The 15,664-nt window shown below is 29.6% G+C and carries 16 protein-coding genes, 1 riboswitch and 1 other annotated feature; of the genes, 6 read left to right on the top strand and 10 right to left on the bottom strand.

The features are described from left to right. Positions 1 to 75: 75 nt before the first annotated feature. Both CURI_RS00165 and CURI_RS00160 read left to right on the top strand, forming a co-directional pair. Positions 76 to 390 carry a hypothetical protein gene (locus tag CURI_RS00165; protein ID WP_014966252.1) on the top strand — a complete coding sequence of 105 codons (315 nt, stop codon included), beginning with the start codon at positions 76 to 78 and terminating at the stop codon, positions 388 to 390. Then, positions 387 to 1,244 carry an IS3 family transposase gene (locus CURI_RS00160; RefSeq protein WP_014966251.1) on the top strand — a complete coding sequence of 286 codons (858 nt, stop codon included), beginning with the start codon at positions 387 to 389 and terminating at the stop codon, positions 1,242 to 1,244. The genes CURI_RS00165 and CURI_RS00160 overlap by 4 nt, the downstream gene beginning before the upstream one ends. A gap of 80 nt (positions 1,245 to 1,324) precedes the next feature. On the opposite strand, the gene serS is transcribed toward CURI_RS00160, so the two are convergent. From serS to CURI_RS00145, 3 genes are all read right to left on the bottom strand, one after another. Further along, complete coding sequence (serS, locus tag CURI_RS00155; RefSeq protein ID WP_014966250.1) at positions 1,325 to 2,599, bottom strand: serine--tRNA ligase; 1,275 nt, start codon at positions 2,597 to 2,599, stop codon at positions 1,325 to 1,327. 72 nt (positions 2,600 to 2,671) lie between these two features. Next, positions 2,672 to 2,869: a binding site (T-box leader), on the bottom strand. A 99-nt stretch (positions 2,870 to 2,968) separates the two neighbouring features. Further along, positions 2,969 to 3,418, bottom strand: a complete 450-nt coding sequence (locus CURI_RS00150) for a hypothetical protein (RefSeq protein ID WP_014966249.1) — start codon at positions 3,416 to 3,418, stop codon at positions 2,969 to 2,971. Positions 3,419 to 3,811: 393 nt separating this feature from the next. After that, positions 3,812 to 4,252: a hypothetical protein gene (locus CURI_RS00145; protein ID WP_014966248.1), complete on the bottom strand. Its 441-nt coding sequence runs from the start codon at positions 4,250 to 4,252 to the stop codon at positions 3,812 to 3,814. Between the two features lie 281 nt (positions 4,253 to 4,533). Continuing rightward, positions 4,534 to 4,635: riboswitch (purine riboswitch) on the top strand. A gap of 405 nt (positions 4,636 to 5,040) precedes the next feature. On the opposite strand from CURI_RS00145, the gene CURI_RS00140 reads away from it, so the two are divergent. After that, positions 5,041 to 6,357, top strand: coding sequence for an NCS2 family permease (locus CURI_RS00140; protein ID WP_014966247.1), 1,317 nt, complete (start codon positions 5,041 to 5,043; stop codon positions 6,355 to 6,357). A gap of 64 nt (positions 6,358 to 6,421) precedes the next feature. After that, the gene (guaD, locus tag CURI_RS00135) at positions 6,422 to 7,705 is read left to right on the top strand and encodes a guanine deaminase (protein WP_014966246.1); all 1,284 of its coding nucleotides are present in this window, start codon (positions 6,422 to 6,424) and stop codon (positions 7,703 to 7,705) included. A gap of 63 nt (positions 7,706 to 7,768) precedes the next feature. Here guaD and CURI_RS00130 read toward each other — a convergent pair whose 3' ends face one another. Further along, positions 7,769 to 8,014, bottom strand: coding sequence for a hypothetical protein (locus tag CURI_RS00130; protein WP_014966245.1), 246 nt, complete (start codon positions 8,012 to 8,014; stop codon positions 7,769 to 7,771). A gap of 257 nt (positions 8,015 to 8,271) precedes the next feature. Between CURI_RS00130 and CURI_RS00125 the strand changes: the two genes are divergently transcribed. Then, on the top strand, positions 8,272 to 8,463 hold the full coding sequence (locus tag CURI_RS00125; RefSeq protein ID WP_014966244.1) for a small, acid-soluble spore protein, H family: 192 nt from the start codon (positions 8,272 to 8,274) through the stop codon (positions 8,461 to 8,463). Positions 8,464 to 8,787: 324 nt separating this feature from the next. Beyond that, positions 8,788 to 9,678: a GGDEF domain-containing protein gene (locus CURI_RS00120; protein ID WP_014966243.1), complete on the top strand. Its 891-nt coding sequence runs from the start codon at positions 8,788 to 8,790 to the stop codon at positions 9,676 to 9,678. 32 nt (positions 9,679 to 9,710) lie between these two features. Here CURI_RS00120 and CURI_RS00115 read toward each other — a convergent pair whose 3' ends face one another. From CURI_RS00115 to CURI_RS00090, 6 genes are all read right to left on the bottom strand, one after another. Then, positions 9,711 to 10,730 carry a PTS sugar transporter subunit IIC gene (locus tag CURI_RS00115; RefSeq protein WP_014966242.1) on the bottom strand — a complete coding sequence of 340 codons (1,020 nt, stop codon included), beginning with the start codon at positions 10,728 to 10,730 and terminating at the stop codon, positions 9,711 to 9,713. A gap of 96 nt (positions 10,731 to 10,826) precedes the next feature. Next, positions 10,827 to 11,318, bottom strand: coding sequence for a transcription repressor NadR (locus CURI_RS00110; RefSeq protein WP_228370435.1), 492 nt, complete (start codon positions 11,316 to 11,318; stop codon positions 10,827 to 10,829). Between the two features lie 19 nt (positions 11,319 to 11,337). Continuing rightward, the gene (gene nadC / locus CURI_RS00105) at positions 11,338 to 12,177 is read right to left on the bottom strand and encodes a carboxylating nicotinate-nucleotide diphosphorylase (protein ID WP_014966240.1); all 840 of its coding nucleotides are present in this window, start codon (positions 12,175 to 12,177) and stop codon (positions 11,338 to 11,340) included. A gap of 20 nt (positions 12,178 to 12,197) precedes the next feature. Then, positions 12,198 to 13,706: an L-aspartate oxidase gene (gene nadB, locus CURI_RS00100; protein WP_014966239.1), complete on the bottom strand. Its 1,509-nt coding sequence runs from the start codon at positions 13,704 to 13,706 to the stop codon at positions 12,198 to 12,200. A gap of 53 nt (positions 13,707 to 13,759) precedes the next feature. Beyond that, on the bottom strand, positions 13,760 to 14,677 hold the full coding sequence (gene nadA / locus CURI_RS00095; RefSeq protein ID WP_014966238.1) for a quinolinate synthase NadA: 918 nt from the start codon (positions 14,675 to 14,677) through the stop codon (positions 13,760 to 13,762). Between the two features lie 270 nt (positions 14,678 to 14,947). Further along, positions 14,948 to 15,598, bottom strand: coding sequence for a DUF3793 family protein (locus CURI_RS00090; RefSeq protein ID WP_014966237.1), 651 nt, complete (start codon positions 15,596 to 15,598; stop codon positions 14,948 to 14,950). Between the last annotated feature and the right edge of the window lie 66 nt (positions 15,599 to 15,664).

Here is a 15,664-nt window from a genome sequence, read left to right as displayed (position 1 = left end):
CTGAACCAATAAAAACAGACATTGAAAAAATACCTCTAATTGTAGGATAATAAAACTACGATTGGGGGTATTTTTATGTCAGGTAAAAAAGGTATGAAACATTTTGGAAAAACAATTATAAATGAAGTTAAACAAATGGTTAAGGACGGTAAAACACATAGAGAAATAGCAGAGTATTTTGGATTAAAAGATGGATTAGTAATTAATGAACTTCTAAAGCGTGAAAGGAGAAGAGAAAGACGTATTGCTGAAGGTATAATTCCTAAACCTAAAGGAAGACCAAGGAAATGTGATCTGTCTTCAGATCAAAATAAAGATGCAGAGATACGAAAACTAAAAATGGAAGTAGAACTATTACGTTCTTTTCTTCAAATCGCTGGAAGGAAGTGAGGCCATCAGTAAAATATTTAGCAATATATAGACACAAAAATAAATACTCTATATCTTTAATGTGTAAATTCTTTAATGTATCTCGTAGTGGATATTATGACTTTGTTAAGCGAATGGACAAGCCAAGTAAAAATGAACACTTGATAGAATTAATTAGACAATGTCAAGAGAAAACTAGAAGAACTTATGGCTATCGTAGAGTTAAAATATGGCTAGAACGTAATTATAATATAATCATAAATGCAAAAACAGTACTTAAAGTTATGAACCATAATAACCTACTTTCTCAAATTAGACGACGTAAAAAATATAAGCAGATGGGTAAGCAACTTCACAAATACGAGAACATTCTAAATCGCGACTTTAAAGCCAGTAAACCAAATCAAAAGTGGGTAACTGATATTTCATATATACATACAACTGAAGGTATACTTTATCTGTCTATGATTAAAGATCTATATGACAATAGTATAGTTGCATACAAAACTGGAACAGAACAAACAGTTAACCTTGTACTTAATACAATAAAACATGCCAAAAGAAAGGAAAAAGTCACTACAGAGCTGCAACTCCATAGTGACCAAGGGTTACAATACACTTCCAAAGGATATTTTAACCTACTAAAAGAATACGGTATAACTCCATCTATGTCAAGACGTGGAAACTGTTATGACAATGCATGTGCTGAGAACTTCTTTGGAATATTAAAATCTGAATGTATTTATAGAGCTAAGCCTAAAAGCATTTATGAAGCTCGCCAACTCATAGATGACTACATTTATTTCTACAATTATGAGCGTATACAACTAAAAACAAAGCTGACACCACATGAAAAACGGTGTCAGTTTGTATAAATGAAAGATATTCTACGATAGGGTTATTTTTTTGTGTATGTTAAGCTTGGTTCAGTTCACTTCACTACAAGGTTTTTTATTTACTTCTCTATTTTCTCTAATCCACCCATAAATGGTCTAAGAGCTTCTGGTATCACTATACTACCATCTTCTTGCTGATAGTTCTCTAGTAGAGCTGCTAATGTTCTTCCTACTGCTAATCCTGATCCGTTTAAAGTGTGTACAAACTCTGGTTTTCCTGTTTCCTTAGATCTATATCTCAGATTTGCTCTTCTAGCTTGGAAATCTTCAAAGTTACTACATGAAGATATTTCAACGTATCTTCCATAACTCGGCATCCATACTTCTATATCATAAGTTTTTGCTGATGAGAATCCTATATCTCCTGTACATAGTTCCACGACTCTATATGGTATGTTTAATGCTTTAAGTATTTGCTCTGCATTATCTGTAAGCTTTTCTAATTCTTCATAAGAACTTTCTGGCTTAACTAATTTTACTAGTTCGATTTTATCAAACTGATGATTTCTTATAATTCCCCTAGTATCTCTACCTGCTGATCCTGCTTCTTGTCTAAAACAAGGTGTATATGCTGTATAGTACAGTGGTAACTTTTCTTCATCTAAAATTTCATCTCTATGAATATTAGTTACTGGAACTTCTGCTGTTGGTATAAGGTAAAACTCTCTTCCTGATATCTTAAACATATCTTCTTCAAATTTAGGTAACTGTCCTGTTCCTATCATACTTTGTCTATTCACCATAAAAGGGGGAGATACTTCTGTATATCCATGTTTTGTAGTATGCGTACTTAGCATGAAGTTTATAAGAGCTCTTTCTAAAGTTGCTCCTAGCCCTTTAAAAAGTGTAAATCTAGCTCCAGTTAATTTTGTAGCTCTTTCAAAGTCTAATATATCTAAGTCTGTACCTAAGTCCCAATGTGGTTTTACTTCAAAATCAAAGTTATGAGGCTCACCGACTTTTCTTATCTCTACATTATCCTCATCACTAGCTCCCACTACTATGTCTGCATTTGGTATATTAGGTATTTCTAATATTGCATCATGTAACTTAGCTTCTATCTCTTTTACTTCAATATCTTTTTGGGTAACTTTATCTGATAATTCTTTCATCTCTTTTAAAACTTCCGATGCATCTTTTCCCTCTTTTTTAAGCTTTGGTATCTCTTTTGATACTTGATTTTGTTTAGCTTTCATTTCTTCTACTTCTACAAGAAGCTTTCTTCTACTCTCATCTAGTTCAACTATTAAGTCTATATTATATTCTCCGCCTCTTTTAGACAGTTGGCTTTTTACTTCTTCTGGATTATTTCTTATTCTTTTAATGTCTAACATTTCAATACCTCCTAATATTAGTTTTTATAGTTTCCACAAAAATAAAAAAATCCCGTCTCTAATATATAAAATATTAGGGACGAGATATTACCCGCGTTGCCACCCTAGTTAACCATAAATGGTTCACTTTATGCAGATTAACCCTCTGCAAGGTTTACCTTTTAAGTAAAAGCTCTGGGACGGATTCAATACAAAACATCACCAATTCTCACCAACCATTGGCTCTCTTAAGATATTTATATATCTACTATTTCCCTTCATTGCATGTATATAGTACTCCAAATTATATCATATATTATATCTTTGTTCAATGATTTTATACATATGATCTTAAAAGGACATAACACTACTGAAACCTATTAATAAAACCTATCCTACACTGTTTAATTCAATTGTTTCTATATTTCCATCAATATCTATGCTTACTTTTATTGTTTCATCTTTACTCTCTATCGCCACTCCTGAACCTGAGGACTTTATCTCATAAGTTTTCTCCATTGGTGGATTACCATTATCAAAACTATGAGCTATTGATCCCCCACTAACACTACTTTTATAAGATACTTTTAAGTTTCTTATTGAAGATAGTTCCGATAAATCATTCTTATAAGTTACTGTAAGTATGTTTTTCTTATGACTTTCATAAGACATACTACCATTCTTATCAATAAATATCCCTTCCCCATCTACATTATATTCAGCAACCCAATATTCACTTTCTCCTCTATATGTATAGTTATGTTTAATGACTTCTCTATTTGAACAGCCCGTCAATATCAATATCATCACAATAATTAAAGTATTGATTTCTTTTCTCATTTTATACTCCTATTTTACTTTATAATATGTTAGTTATTATATAGTATATTTTTTGAAAATGTGACTAATTATCTCTGTCACGACTTTTATTATACTATGTATTTCCATAAACTGAAAATAGTTTATAGTACTGACATAGTGAATTAATAAAACTGCCTAAAAAATTCTAGAAGTTATATTTATCTATTATAGATAAAACCATATAAATTAAGAAATATAAATAAATTAATATATAGGCTGTTAAATAATATAATAAGAATCTATAGGATCAAGTGTAAGAACACTTCTAACTATATCTTTATGTTATTTTTTTAGGCATTTTATAGAAAGTTTCTATCAGATATCTCATAAATTTGCTTTTATCCTTTATTTCATTTTGATTGCTCCATTTTATCATTCAACCACATTCACTGTAAATTTATATGAAATTGCTCCTTTATCATACCATCTGGTCATTAGGCTATACTCGTACTTGCCTTTACTTTTCGGGGTGTAAAAAGAATTATCAATAGTAGGTACATTAGTCTTATCTTCATCTAAATTAATTGAAAGATTATATTCATGAGGAGTATCGTCAAATTTAATATTAAATTTTTCATTAGGAGCTACATTCTGAATATTTTCATCAGATATCAATATCTCTTTTGCGCCTATCTTAGAATTAAATCTATAGTAATTAATAAAAGTTTTTATCTCATTCGAATCATTAGATACTTGTATATTAGGTAATGTCTTTACAAAACTTTCATCGTATTGATATTTTTTCACAATAAAAAGAAGTAAAACTATAGATATAAAAACAACAATAAAAATACCATACCTCTTTTTTCTCATATATTTTTTCCTCTCATATTTAACATTATTGAATAATATATATAATATAACTTTTATTTAATATATTGTAAATAGATTTGCAAAAAAGTAATATAACTTAAGGAGACTAAAGTGAAACTTAAATTATCCTCACTGGAAAGTTTAAGTTTCACTTCAAACATTTTCGTAGTTAAAAATACAAATGTATAAATCGAAAAGTAATGTAAAAATTTCTTAGAAAGAATAATTAAAAGAAATTGACATGCAAAGAATATTATTGTAGAATGAATTTAAATAATATGATGATAAGTAAATATAATTCTTGTATATCCTTAGTAATATGGTCTAAGAGTTTCTGGCGGATTGCCTTAAATAATCCGACTACAAGAATAACCACAGCTGAAAGTTGCTATTTCAGGGTTATTCTTATAGTCGGTTTTTTTATTTTCATTATCTTGTTAGATAACTGAAATTACCACCAATTATATATAATGTAAAATATTTTGTTTGAATTATTTTTATATGGGTATTAAAAATCTAGTATTCAGCATACAGTATACATAAGGGGTGATATAATGTTAAATTCGCAAAGTCCTTAAGCAAGCTTTCAAAATCAAAGATTCTATCTACAGTATTTAAATGAAAACGATTTCAAGTATAGTTACTTTTATATGTATGATTGTAGTTATATCTAGCCAACTTGAATTAACAAAAATAGTCATACATGCATAAGTATTGTGTTTAGGTTAATATTATCTAGGCATAAAAAATAAATTATTTTTATACATCATACAAGAGGAGGTAATATAATGTTAAGTTCACAAAGCTCTTTAGACAGACTCTTTAAAATTAAAGATCGTGGTTCCGATGTTAAAACAGAAATAACTGCAGGAATAACTACTTTTATGACTATAGCATATTTACTTGCAGTTATACCTAATCAACTTGGAATACCCGAAATAGGTATGGATAAAAGTTCAGTATTTACAGCTACAGCATTATCAGCCCTTATAGCAACTGCTTTAGTTGGTATAATAGGTAACTTTCCATTTGGATTAGCACCCTCAATGGGGTTAAATGCATTCTTTGCATTTTCCATAGTAATAGGTATGGGTAAGTCATGGCAATTTGCATTAACTGCTGTTCTCATAGCAGGTATAATCCTTGTTATATTAACTTTGTTAAAAGTTAGAGAGGCACTGTTTGATGTAATTCCTAGTAATCTAAAAATGGCAATGATTGTAGGTATAGGCTTATTTATAACCTTCATAGGTCTCAAGAATGCTGGTATAGTGGCATCTGGTGGAGCCATACTTGAAATAGGTAACCTAAAAGATCCAGCAGTATTCATTGCATTAATAGGAATTATATTCACTGGATTCCTAATGCATAAAAATGTTAAGGGAGCATTGCTTATAGGTATTGTAGCAGCAACCCTATTAGGAATACCTTTTGGTGTAACTAAATTACCAACTAGTCCAATATCACTCCCACCTTCACTAGCACCAACTGCTTTTAAATTTGTAGGTATGGATCAAGTATTAACAGCTGATATGGCAATAGCAGTATTTACATTCCTTTTCGTTGCTATATTTGATACTATTGGAACTTTAGTAGGTCTTGCATCAAAAGCAAATTTATTAGATGAAAATGAAAAATTGCCTGGTATAAACAAAGCATATATATCAGACTCTATAGGTAGTATAGTTGCAGCTTGCTTGGGTACTAGTTTTATAGGAACCACTGTAGAAAGTGCCTCTGGTATATCAGAAGGAGGAAAAACTGGATTAACTGCTATAAGTACCTCTGTACTTTTTTTAATAGCATTGTTTTTAAGTCCACTGTTCTTAGTCATACCATCAGCAGCTACATCTCCGGTTCTAGTTATAGTTGGACTTCTAATGGTTTCTGCCGTTAAGGAAATCGATTTCAATGACTTTACAGAAGGCCTTCCAGCTTTCTTAACTATAGTTATAATGCCACTTTCATATAGTATAGCTGAAGGTATTGTTATTGGTATGATTGCTTATGTTGGCTTAAAAGTTCTAACAGGTAAATTCAAAGAGATATCACCTGTTATGTATATATTGTCTATTATATTTATTCTAAGAATCATATTTATGTAAAGTTAATCAAATACTTATAATATAAGTATTTAATTATAAAATTAATTTTAAGGAGGAGTTCTATATGAGTATAAAAGCATACAAAGGTAATATTATCTTTACTAAAGCTTTAAGTGAGTTCACAATTTTAGAAGGTGGATACATTATAGTAGAAAATGATAAAGTTAAAGGTACTTTTAAATCTCTACCAGATGATTATAAAAGCGTTGAAGTAACAGATTATGGTGACAAACTTATAATACCAGGTTTCGTTGATACTCATCTTCATGCACCTCAGTTTCCTAATAGAGGTCTTGGTCTTGATAAAGAACTTTTACCATGGCTTGAAACTTATACATTCCCAGAAGAATCTAAGTTCTCTGATGTAGATTATGCTAAGAGGGTATATTCAAGATTAGTACACGAATTGTGGAGAGTTGGTACTACTAGATCAGTAGTATTTGGAACTATACACAAAGACTCTACTAAAGCCCTAATGGATTTATTTATAGAAGCTGGACTTGGAGCGTTTGTTGGTAAAGTAAATATGGATAGAAATTCACCTGATTATTTGATTGAGGATACTGAGCAGTCTCTTAAAGATACTGAAGAAATATTAAAAGAGTACAGTGATAAATGTCCTATAGTAAAACCTATAATAACTCCAAGGTTTGTACCTACTTGTACTCCTGAGTTAATGAAAGGTTTAGGTGAACTAGCTAAGAAATACAATGCTCCTATTCAATCTCATTTATCTGAAAATAGGGGAGAAGTTGAGTGGGTTAAGGAACTACACCCTGATCAGCCTAATTATTCAAAAGTTTATGATGCTTACGGACTATTTGGTGATCAACCTACTGTAATGGCTCACTGTGTTCACAATAATGATGATGAAATTAAACTAATGGCTAAAAATGGAGTATATGTTGCTCATTCACCTGATTCAAATTATAACTTATCAAGTGGAATAGCTCCTATTAGAAAATATCTTGATAATGGTGTAAATGTAGGTCTTGCCTCAGATATATCTGGTGGTCACACTATATCTATACCTGAATGTATAACAACAGCTGTTCAGGGATCAAAAGCTAGATGGGTATACTTAGAAGAAGGTTATAACTCACTTAGCACTTCTGAAGCTTTTTATATAGCAACTAAAGGTGGAGGTAGCTTCTTAGGTAAGGTAGGAAGTTTTGAAGAAGGCTATGAATTTGATGCATTAATTATAGACGATTCTAGTTTAGCCGATGTTAACGAACGTAGTTTGAGCGAAAGAATAGAAAGATTTTTATATATAGGTGATGATAGAAATATTGTAGATAGATATGTAGCTGGTATTAAAATAAAAGAACCTAGAATCATAAAGTAAATAAATCTTATTCACTATAATAAAATGGAACTATTTTATTAGTTCCATTTTATTATAGTGTTATTATCTTATCGTTTCTTTTCTCTTAGTGAAAAAATCTATTTCTTGCCTAGTTATTATGCCTTTTGCAACTATATAGTTAGTTTGTGATTCTTCAGTTGGTAAAAATCCTTTATTTAATAAATCTTTTATATGTAATTTGTTATATATAAAAGGCATTACTAACCAACTTATTCCAAGTGTTACCCAGCCTAATCCAAATTGTATTGCTGCCCATTTCCAGTCTCCTCTAAATAAAGAAGGAAACATCTAAAGAAAAATGTAGTCGAACTAAATCCAATAGGGGAGGTTTTATATTCTCCAGTATATTCATTTCTGAGTGTCATTTCTTTAAGGTTAATTTATTCCTATTTATCCATTATATTCATGTATGACCCATTAGATATTATATAACAAATTGTTTGTTTAACTCAAATTAATTTGTCATTTAGTGAACATTTTTCTAGTATATTTATCACTTCATTTTCAAATAATATTTATGTAAACAAAATAAGGAGGAGATAATTGTGTTAAAGAATAAAGCGCAGAAAGTTCTTCATGGAAACGAAAACTATAAAGTAGCTTATAGAGATAAAATGGTATGGATTGAAGATATAGATGAGTCAAGTAATGAAGCTTTAGTTTCAGTTATAGGAACTCGTGAAAAACTTAGAGTACCATTATCAGAGCTAGATGGTAAAGGATTCGAAATAAAATAACTATAGATTAAAGGAATAAAGTTTAATTAAACTTTATTCCTTTGTTTTTTAATCATTAAGTAATTTAAATAAAAAGTAATAATAGTATATTTTTACTTTACATACTGCTTATATTTTTATTAAATATATATATAGTATTAGTATATATTTGTATTTAAAGGAATTCATCATTTGCTTATCAAAAGACACTTATGCTTATATTATACTAAGCTGTTCTCTAGTATTATACTAGCCCTATTATAGTATAAATATGGTACTATTGTAGCTTTTAAGTCATAGTATTTAATGATATAATTTAATAAAGTAAGGAGTGATAGTCAATTTATGTATGATGAAGAAATTCAGAAAATATTTGATAAACTAGAAATCTTTGAAAATTTATATGAACAGATACGTTTTGTTGATCCCTTACGAAAAAAAGTATTAATTTATAAAGATAAGAAAATTAATGAACTTAATTCAAACTGTTATGATATATGGCAAAAAAATAAAATTTGCATAAATTGTATATCAATGCGTGCATATAATGAGAAACAAACTTTTGTTAAAATCGAATATACTCCTAAAAAGCTTTATATGATAACTGCAATGCCTGTAGAGTTAAGTAATAGACATATTGTCATTGAATTATTTAAAGATACAACAAACAGTATGCTATTTGGAGATGACGACAGTAACTCAAAGCTTAGTATGTACTCACTTATAGACAGTATGAACATTTTAATATTAAAAGATGCTTTAACAGATGTCTATAATAGACGTTATATTAATGAAAGGCTCCCAGTTGATATTATTGGTTCCGTAATTTCAGATAAAAACTTATCAATTATTATTACAGATATTGATTTTTTTAAAACTATAAATGACAAGTATGGGCATTTGGCAGGAGATCTTATATTAAAAGAGTTTTCATCCATATTAAAAGAATGCTTGAAGTGTGAAGATGATTGGATTGCAAGATATGGTGGAGAAGAGTTCCTAGTTTGTCTTCATAACTCTACACTCGAAAAAAGTGTAGAAGTTGCAGAGCTTATGAGAGCATCAATACAAGATAAAAAGTTTATTTATGATAATAATACTATTAAAATTACTTCTAGTTTTGGTGTATGCAGTGTTCATAGTATAGATCAACCTGATATTTCTAGTTTAATTAACTGTGCTGATAAAAATCTTTACATTGCAAAAAACAAGGGAAGAAATAGAGTTCAATTCTAACGATAATTAAAACTGTTTCATAGAAAACAGTTTTAATTATCAAGCTTCATATCTCCATATTTTATCCATCCTTTTTTTCTCATAAATTCTGATATTAAAAAGGTTATTATTGCTGGTAATATAAAGTGTAGTAAAGCTATACCCACAAGTCCACTATTACCCATAGCATCATACGTTGCGAATTGCCCAACTAATCCACTAGTACCCATTCCCGCTCCAACTTTAGTTCCTTCCATCTTAAATACTACAGTAGATATAGGCCCTAATATAGCTGAAGTTATTATAGGCGGAATAAATATTTTAGGGTTTTTTACTATATTTGAAATCTGTATCATAGAAGTCCCAAATCCTTGAGCTATAAAACCCCCTATACCATTTTCTCTAAAAGATGCTATAGCAAACCCTATCATTTGACTAGAGCATCCTACCGTAGATGCACCTGCTGCAAGTCCACTTAATCCTAATGCTATAGCTATTGCAGCACTGCTTATAGGTAGTGTAAGAATTATACCCATTAAAACTGATACTAATATTCCCATAGGTATTGGACTTTGCTGTGTAGCTAAATTTATAACTTCTCCTAATACTCTCATAAAATTTGATATTATAGGTGCTAGATATATTCCTGTGAATCCTCCGGCCATTATAGATAATGCAGGTACTAAAACTATATCTACTTTAGTCCTTCCTTGAATTAATCTTGAAACTTCAGCACCAATGAGTGATGCTACTAGTGCCCCTACAGGTTCTCCTACATTTATTATGAAGCTTCCTTCTACTTGTGTCACAGTTCCAGCTCCTATTGCCCCTGTAACTGTAGCTGCAAATATTCCTAATGGAGATACTTGTAAGCTATATGCAACTCCTGCGCCTATAGCAGGTCCCATTAGAAATTGTGCTATTTGTCCAAAACTTACTAACTGTTCTACGCCTAGTATCGTACCTATCTGCTTTAATATGAGTCCAATTATAAGGGATGAAAAGAGACCTAGAGCCATCCCGTTTAAAACTTTTATAAAGTAATCTTTTATAGAGATTCTTTTACTGTTCATAATATAAATCAATCCTTTTTCCTATTTGTTATCTCATTTTTCTAAAGTAGTCACCCTTATATGTCTACTATTTATCATCTACTAAATATCCCTTTTCTAATAATACTTTTTTAGTTTAGCAAAGCTTTCCTCATTAGGAACCTCTATAGTGTGAATATGGATTCCATCTGTAAGAGTAGATAAAAATTCAGCATTTCCATTCTTAACTTCCTTTAAGAACTCATTTACTTCATCCTTATATCCTATATCTAGTATTCCTCTCATCTCTCCATATATAGGATGTTCTACTATAACATCTACTATCTTTGCACCATAATCTACCATAGTCACTAGTTCATCCTCTACTTCATCTATTGAAAAGTGTTTACTAACTATAGTTTTAAGTATTTTATTATTGTTATACTTAGGTACTATATATCCTTGAGGAGTAGCTATAACATCAAACCCCTCTGCCCTTAAAAGAGCTATATCCTGTACTATGACCTGTCTAGAAACATCAAATCTACTAGCAAGTTCTGTTCCCTTTATTGGCTTATCTGTACTAATTAATATATTTGATATTTCTCTTCTTCTTTCTTCTGTAGCCATTACTATCATCCTTTTATTACTATAAATTTAATATATTTAAACTAATATCTAAACTCTTAACCGAGTGAGTAAGCGCTCCAACCGATATGATGTCAACTCCAGTTTTAGCGATTTCGATTACATTTTCTTCTGTAACATTTCCTGAAGCTTCAAGTATAGCTTTTCCTTTTGTTATATTAACTGCTTTTTTCATATTCTCTATACTCATGTTATCAAGCATAATTATGTCTGTATTTAAGTCTAGTGCTACTTGTAGCTCTTCTAGATTTTTGACTTCTACTTCTATTTTTGTGGTGTGAGGTATATTTTTTCTTAATTTCTCTACAGCCTGTTTTATTCCACCTGCTGCTATTATATGATTATCTTTTATCATTACTGCATCTGAAAGGTTATGCCTATGATTGAAACATCCACCTATTTTTACTGAATATTTTTCAAATACTCTAAGTCCTGGTGTTGTTTTTCTAGTATCAACTACTCTTACTTTATATTCTTTTACTCTATCAGCGAATATTCTTGATTTTGATGCTATACCTGACATCCTTTGTAAAAAGTTTAGAGCAACTCTCTCTCCTTTTAATATACTAAATAGACTTCCTTCTATAGTAGCTATATCCTCTCCCTTAGTTACCATATCCCCATCTTTCTTTAATTTAGTAAAAGTTAATGTACTATCTAAAGTACTGAATACTAATTCAGCAATATCTAATCCACATATTATACCTTCTTCTTTTGATGTAATTATTCCTTTTCCTATAGATAATTTATCTATTAAATAATCACTAGTTATGTCCCCACCATTCATGTCCTCTCTAAGAGCATTCTTAATAATATCTTCTATCAAAAATTTATCTAACAAATATATCCCTCCAATCAAGTTCATATAATAAAATGAGCACCAAGGCTTTCACTTCTTCCTAAAGCCCCTTCTATTATTAATAATGACACAGAAATCATATTTTTTAATTCAAAATATTTTTTATCTAGTACCTTTTCTTTATTTATTAATTCTTCTAACTCTTTTACCATATTAAAAGCTTTTAATAACCCACCTTTATTTCTAACTATTGAGACATGTTTGTCCATAGTATATTTTAAGCTCTTTTCTATTTCTTTATAATTTATTTTATTGTTAACATTGTTATGTCTCATATACTCTTCTGTTAGGTCTATATCATTTTGACTATTCAACTTACGCTTACTATCCTTTATATTATCATGATTATTATTTATATCCTTTGCTACTCTATTACCAAATACTATACCTTCTAATAATGAATTGCTAGCCAATCTATTAGCGCCATGAAGCCCTGTACATGCACATTCACCACAAGCATATAATCCTTCTATATTAGTTCTTCCTTGTAAATCTGTTTCTATTCCACCCATTATATAGTGCTCTGCTGGAGCTACAGGTATATATTGCTTGGTTATGTCTATATCTTTATCTAAACAGTTTTGATATATATTTGGAAATCTATCTTTTATATATTTAGAATCCTTATGAGTTATATCTAAATACACAAATGAAGTTTTTGTACTCTCCATTTCTTTAAATATACTTCTAGCTACTATATCTCTTGGTGCTAAATCAGCCATATCATGATATTTATTCATAAATGCTTCTCCGTTTATATTCCTAAGTATAGCACCTTCACCTCTTACAGCTTCAGAAATTAAAAATCTTCTATTATTATCCTCTTCATACATTGCTGTAGGATGAAATTGTACAAACTCCATATCCTTTATCCTAGCTCCCGATTCATGCGCTATTGCTATACCATCACCTGTTATCTCCTCTAAATTGGTAGTGTTTTTATACACTTGTCCAATCCCACCTGATGATACTACTATGAGTTTAGACTTACATATATCTATCCCATTATTTTTATTTAAAGTTATTACTCCACTTACACTTTGATTTTCTTTTATAATTTTAATAATAAATGTGTCTTCTAGTATACTTATATTTTTTCTATTTTTAACTTGTCGTATTAATGTTCTTATTATCTCTTTACCTGTTATGTCCTTGGCATAAAGTATAGTTCTATCTCTATGTCCACCTTCTCTTGTATATCTTAGATTTCCATTTTCATCTTTATCAAAGTTCACACCGTATGATATCAGTTTCTCTATATTTTCAATGCTGTCTTCTTCTACAACTTTTATAACCTCTTGATTATTATAATAGGCACCAGCTCTTAATGTATCTTCAAAATGAATTTTAGGATTTATACACGACACTATTCCACCCTGAGCTAAAGTACTATTACCTCTATCTATAGAAGTTTTTGTGATAACTAATACCTTTAACTTTTCATCTATATTAAGAGCAGTAAATAATCCTGATATACCTGTACCTATTATTATAACATCCCAGTTTTTCACACTTTCACCTAGATTCTATTTAAAGTTATTTTAACGAGATTCTTAAAAGCTTTCTAACTTAACTCTAACATTCTATCTAAAGATTTTATAGCTCTTAGTCTTATATCTTCATCTACTTTTATCTCATAATTCTCTTCTTCCAGAGCATAATATATGTCCTCTAGCCTATTTTTCTTCATATTTGAACATATCAATGATGGTGATAACATATAGAATTTTTTATTAGTTCCTTTATTATCATTTTCTAGCTTATGCATTATTCCCATCTCAGTAGCTATTATAAATATTTCATTATCAGACTCTTTTGCAAAATTTATAATTTGTGAAGTACTTCCCACAAAGTCTGCTCTTTTAACCACTTCTGGATCACATTCTGGATGTGCTAATATAAGTGCCGTTGGATATTCTTTTCTTACATTTTCTATTTCTTCTAATTCAATTCTATTATGAGTAATACAGAACCCATCAAAGCATACTATTTCTTTTTCTGGTATTTGAGTTGCTATAAATGCCCCTAGATTTCTATCTGGTATAAATAGTACCTTATCAGCATCTAAGTTTTTAACTATTTTCAATGCATTTGAAGAAGTACAGCAAACATCACTTTCAGCTTTAACTTCAGCAGATGTGTTTACATAACAAACTACTGGTGCTTCTGGATGTTTTTCTTTAAATAATCTCAGTTTTTCTATATCTATCATATCGGCCATAGGACATCCTGCGTCTATATTAGGAAGTAACACTTTCTTTTCTGGAGATAGTATTTTCGCACTTTCAGCCATAAAGTGTACCCCGCTAAGAATTATTATATCAGCATTGGAATTAGCTGCTTCTTGGCTTAATTTTAAAGAATCTCCTACTATATCTGCTATATCCTGTATTTCTGGTATTTGATAATTATGAGCTAAAATAACCGCATTTTTCTGTTTTTTTAATCTTTTTATTTCTTCTATCATTTCTTGTTTATTCATAGTCATTTCCTTCCTTATGATTTATTTGTATAAATCACTTTTAATATTTTATTATATTCTTGTACTGTAAATGTATCTGTCTTGTCACCTGTTAATAAAAATATACCATAGTGTAAATAGATATTCAATAGTGTGATAAAAACTTCTAAAAAAGCCTACTTAATGTTCTACATTAATCTAACTATAAGTCAATCTATTTTAACTTAAAAGCATAAAACCCCAGAAATAATTCTGGGGTTTTGTAAAAAGGAAGTTTATTTGTTTATTTATCTAACTATTTACTACTGTATATAGCTCACTTCTATATATATGATTTATATTCTTATGAACTAAGTTTAACTCTTTATTTCTTAAAACACTACTAATTATTGCTCTTTTAGAATTATCATAAAGCCTAAATACTTTTTGTGCCCTATCATAATTATCATATACTTTCCAGTATCCACAGAATAAGCAATCTTTGTTACTCATGAATCCTAATACATCTTCAATAGGTATGCCTAGGAATATACCACTTTCATCTGGGAATTCTACATCTGCGAATTTATCTTTTAAGCAATTCAAGCAGTGATCTATATTTAAATTTTCTCCATATCCCAATTTACATAAAAAACTTCTATTTTTATCTATTAATAAATGATCTTCTAATAATTTTCTATTATAGATTAATATTATAGCAGTTTCAGATGATTCTTTTAACTTAATACTATCTAATCCAAATTCGTTTAACAAGTCCTCACCATATATTTTCCACGTGTTATACATATTTCTAATATTATTGTTTAACGATACTGTAGAAGATGGTTTAATTCCTGTTATAACTGGTGATATCATATAAGTTATAAAACATCTCATATATTCAAGATCACTTGCACAATTTATTTTTCTAAAAAAGTCTACTTTCATCTTTTCAATACTCATACTATAACCACCCTTCAACAATTCGTATTATTTCATACTTATCACATGTGAGTAGTATGTTTAATT

It is taken from the genome of Gottschalkia acidurici 9a (genome assembly GCF_000299355.1).
GTDB lineage: Bacteria > Bacillota > Clostridia > Tissierellales > Gottschalkiaceae > Gottschalkia > Gottschalkia acidurici.
Note: the sequence above shows the minus strand (reverse complement) of the source record. Positions and strands in the feature narration are given on the sequence as shown.

Excerpts from the sequence above, each read along its gene's own strand:
- CURI_RS00120 (WP_014966243.1), top strand. The coding sequence starts at position 8,788 with ATGTATGATGAAGAAATTCAGAAAATATTTGATAAACTAGAAATCTTT.
- CURI_RS00090 (WP_014966237.1), bottom strand. The coding sequence starts at position 15,598 with ATGAGTATTGAAAAGATGAAAGTAGACTTTTTTAGAAAAATAAATTGT.
- CURI_RS00145 (WP_014966248.1), bottom strand. The coding sequence starts at position 4,252 with ATGAGAAAAAAGAGGTATGGTATTTTTATTGTTGTTTTTATATCTATA.
- CURI_RS00130 (WP_014966245.1), bottom strand. The coding sequence starts at position 8,014 with ATGTTTCCTTCTTTATTTAGAGGAGACTGGAAATGGGCAGCAATACAA.
- CURI_RS00110 (WP_228370435.1), bottom strand. The coding sequence starts at position 11,318 with ATGGCTACAGAAGAAAGAAGAAGAGAAATATCAAATATATTAATTAGT.
- guaD (WP_014966246.1), top strand. The coding sequence starts at position 6,422 with ATGAGTATAAAAGCATACAAAGGTAATATTATCTTTACTAAAGCTTTA.
- CURI_RS00115 (WP_014966242.1), bottom strand. The coding sequence starts at position 10,730 with ATGAACAGTAAAAGAATCTCTATAAAAGATTACTTTATAAAAGTTTTA.
- CURI_RS00140 (WP_014966247.1), top strand. The coding sequence starts at position 5,041 with ATGTTAAGTTCACAAAGCTCTTTAGACAGACTCTTTAAAATTAAAGAT.
- CURI_RS00165 (WP_014966252.1), top strand. The coding sequence starts at position 76 with ATGTCAGGTAAAAAAGGTATGAAACATTTTGGAAAAACAATTATAAAT.
- CURI_RS00150 (WP_014966249.1), bottom strand. The coding sequence starts at position 3,418 with ATGAGAAAAGAAATCAATACTTTAATTATTGTGATGATATTGATATTG.
- serS (WP_014966250.1), bottom strand. The coding sequence starts at position 2,599 with ATGTTAGACATTAAAAGAATAAGAAATAATCCAGAAGAAGTAAAAAGC.
- nadA (WP_014966238.1), bottom strand. The coding sequence starts at position 14,677 with ATGAATAAACAAGAAATGATAGAAGAAATAAAAAGATTAAAAAAACAG.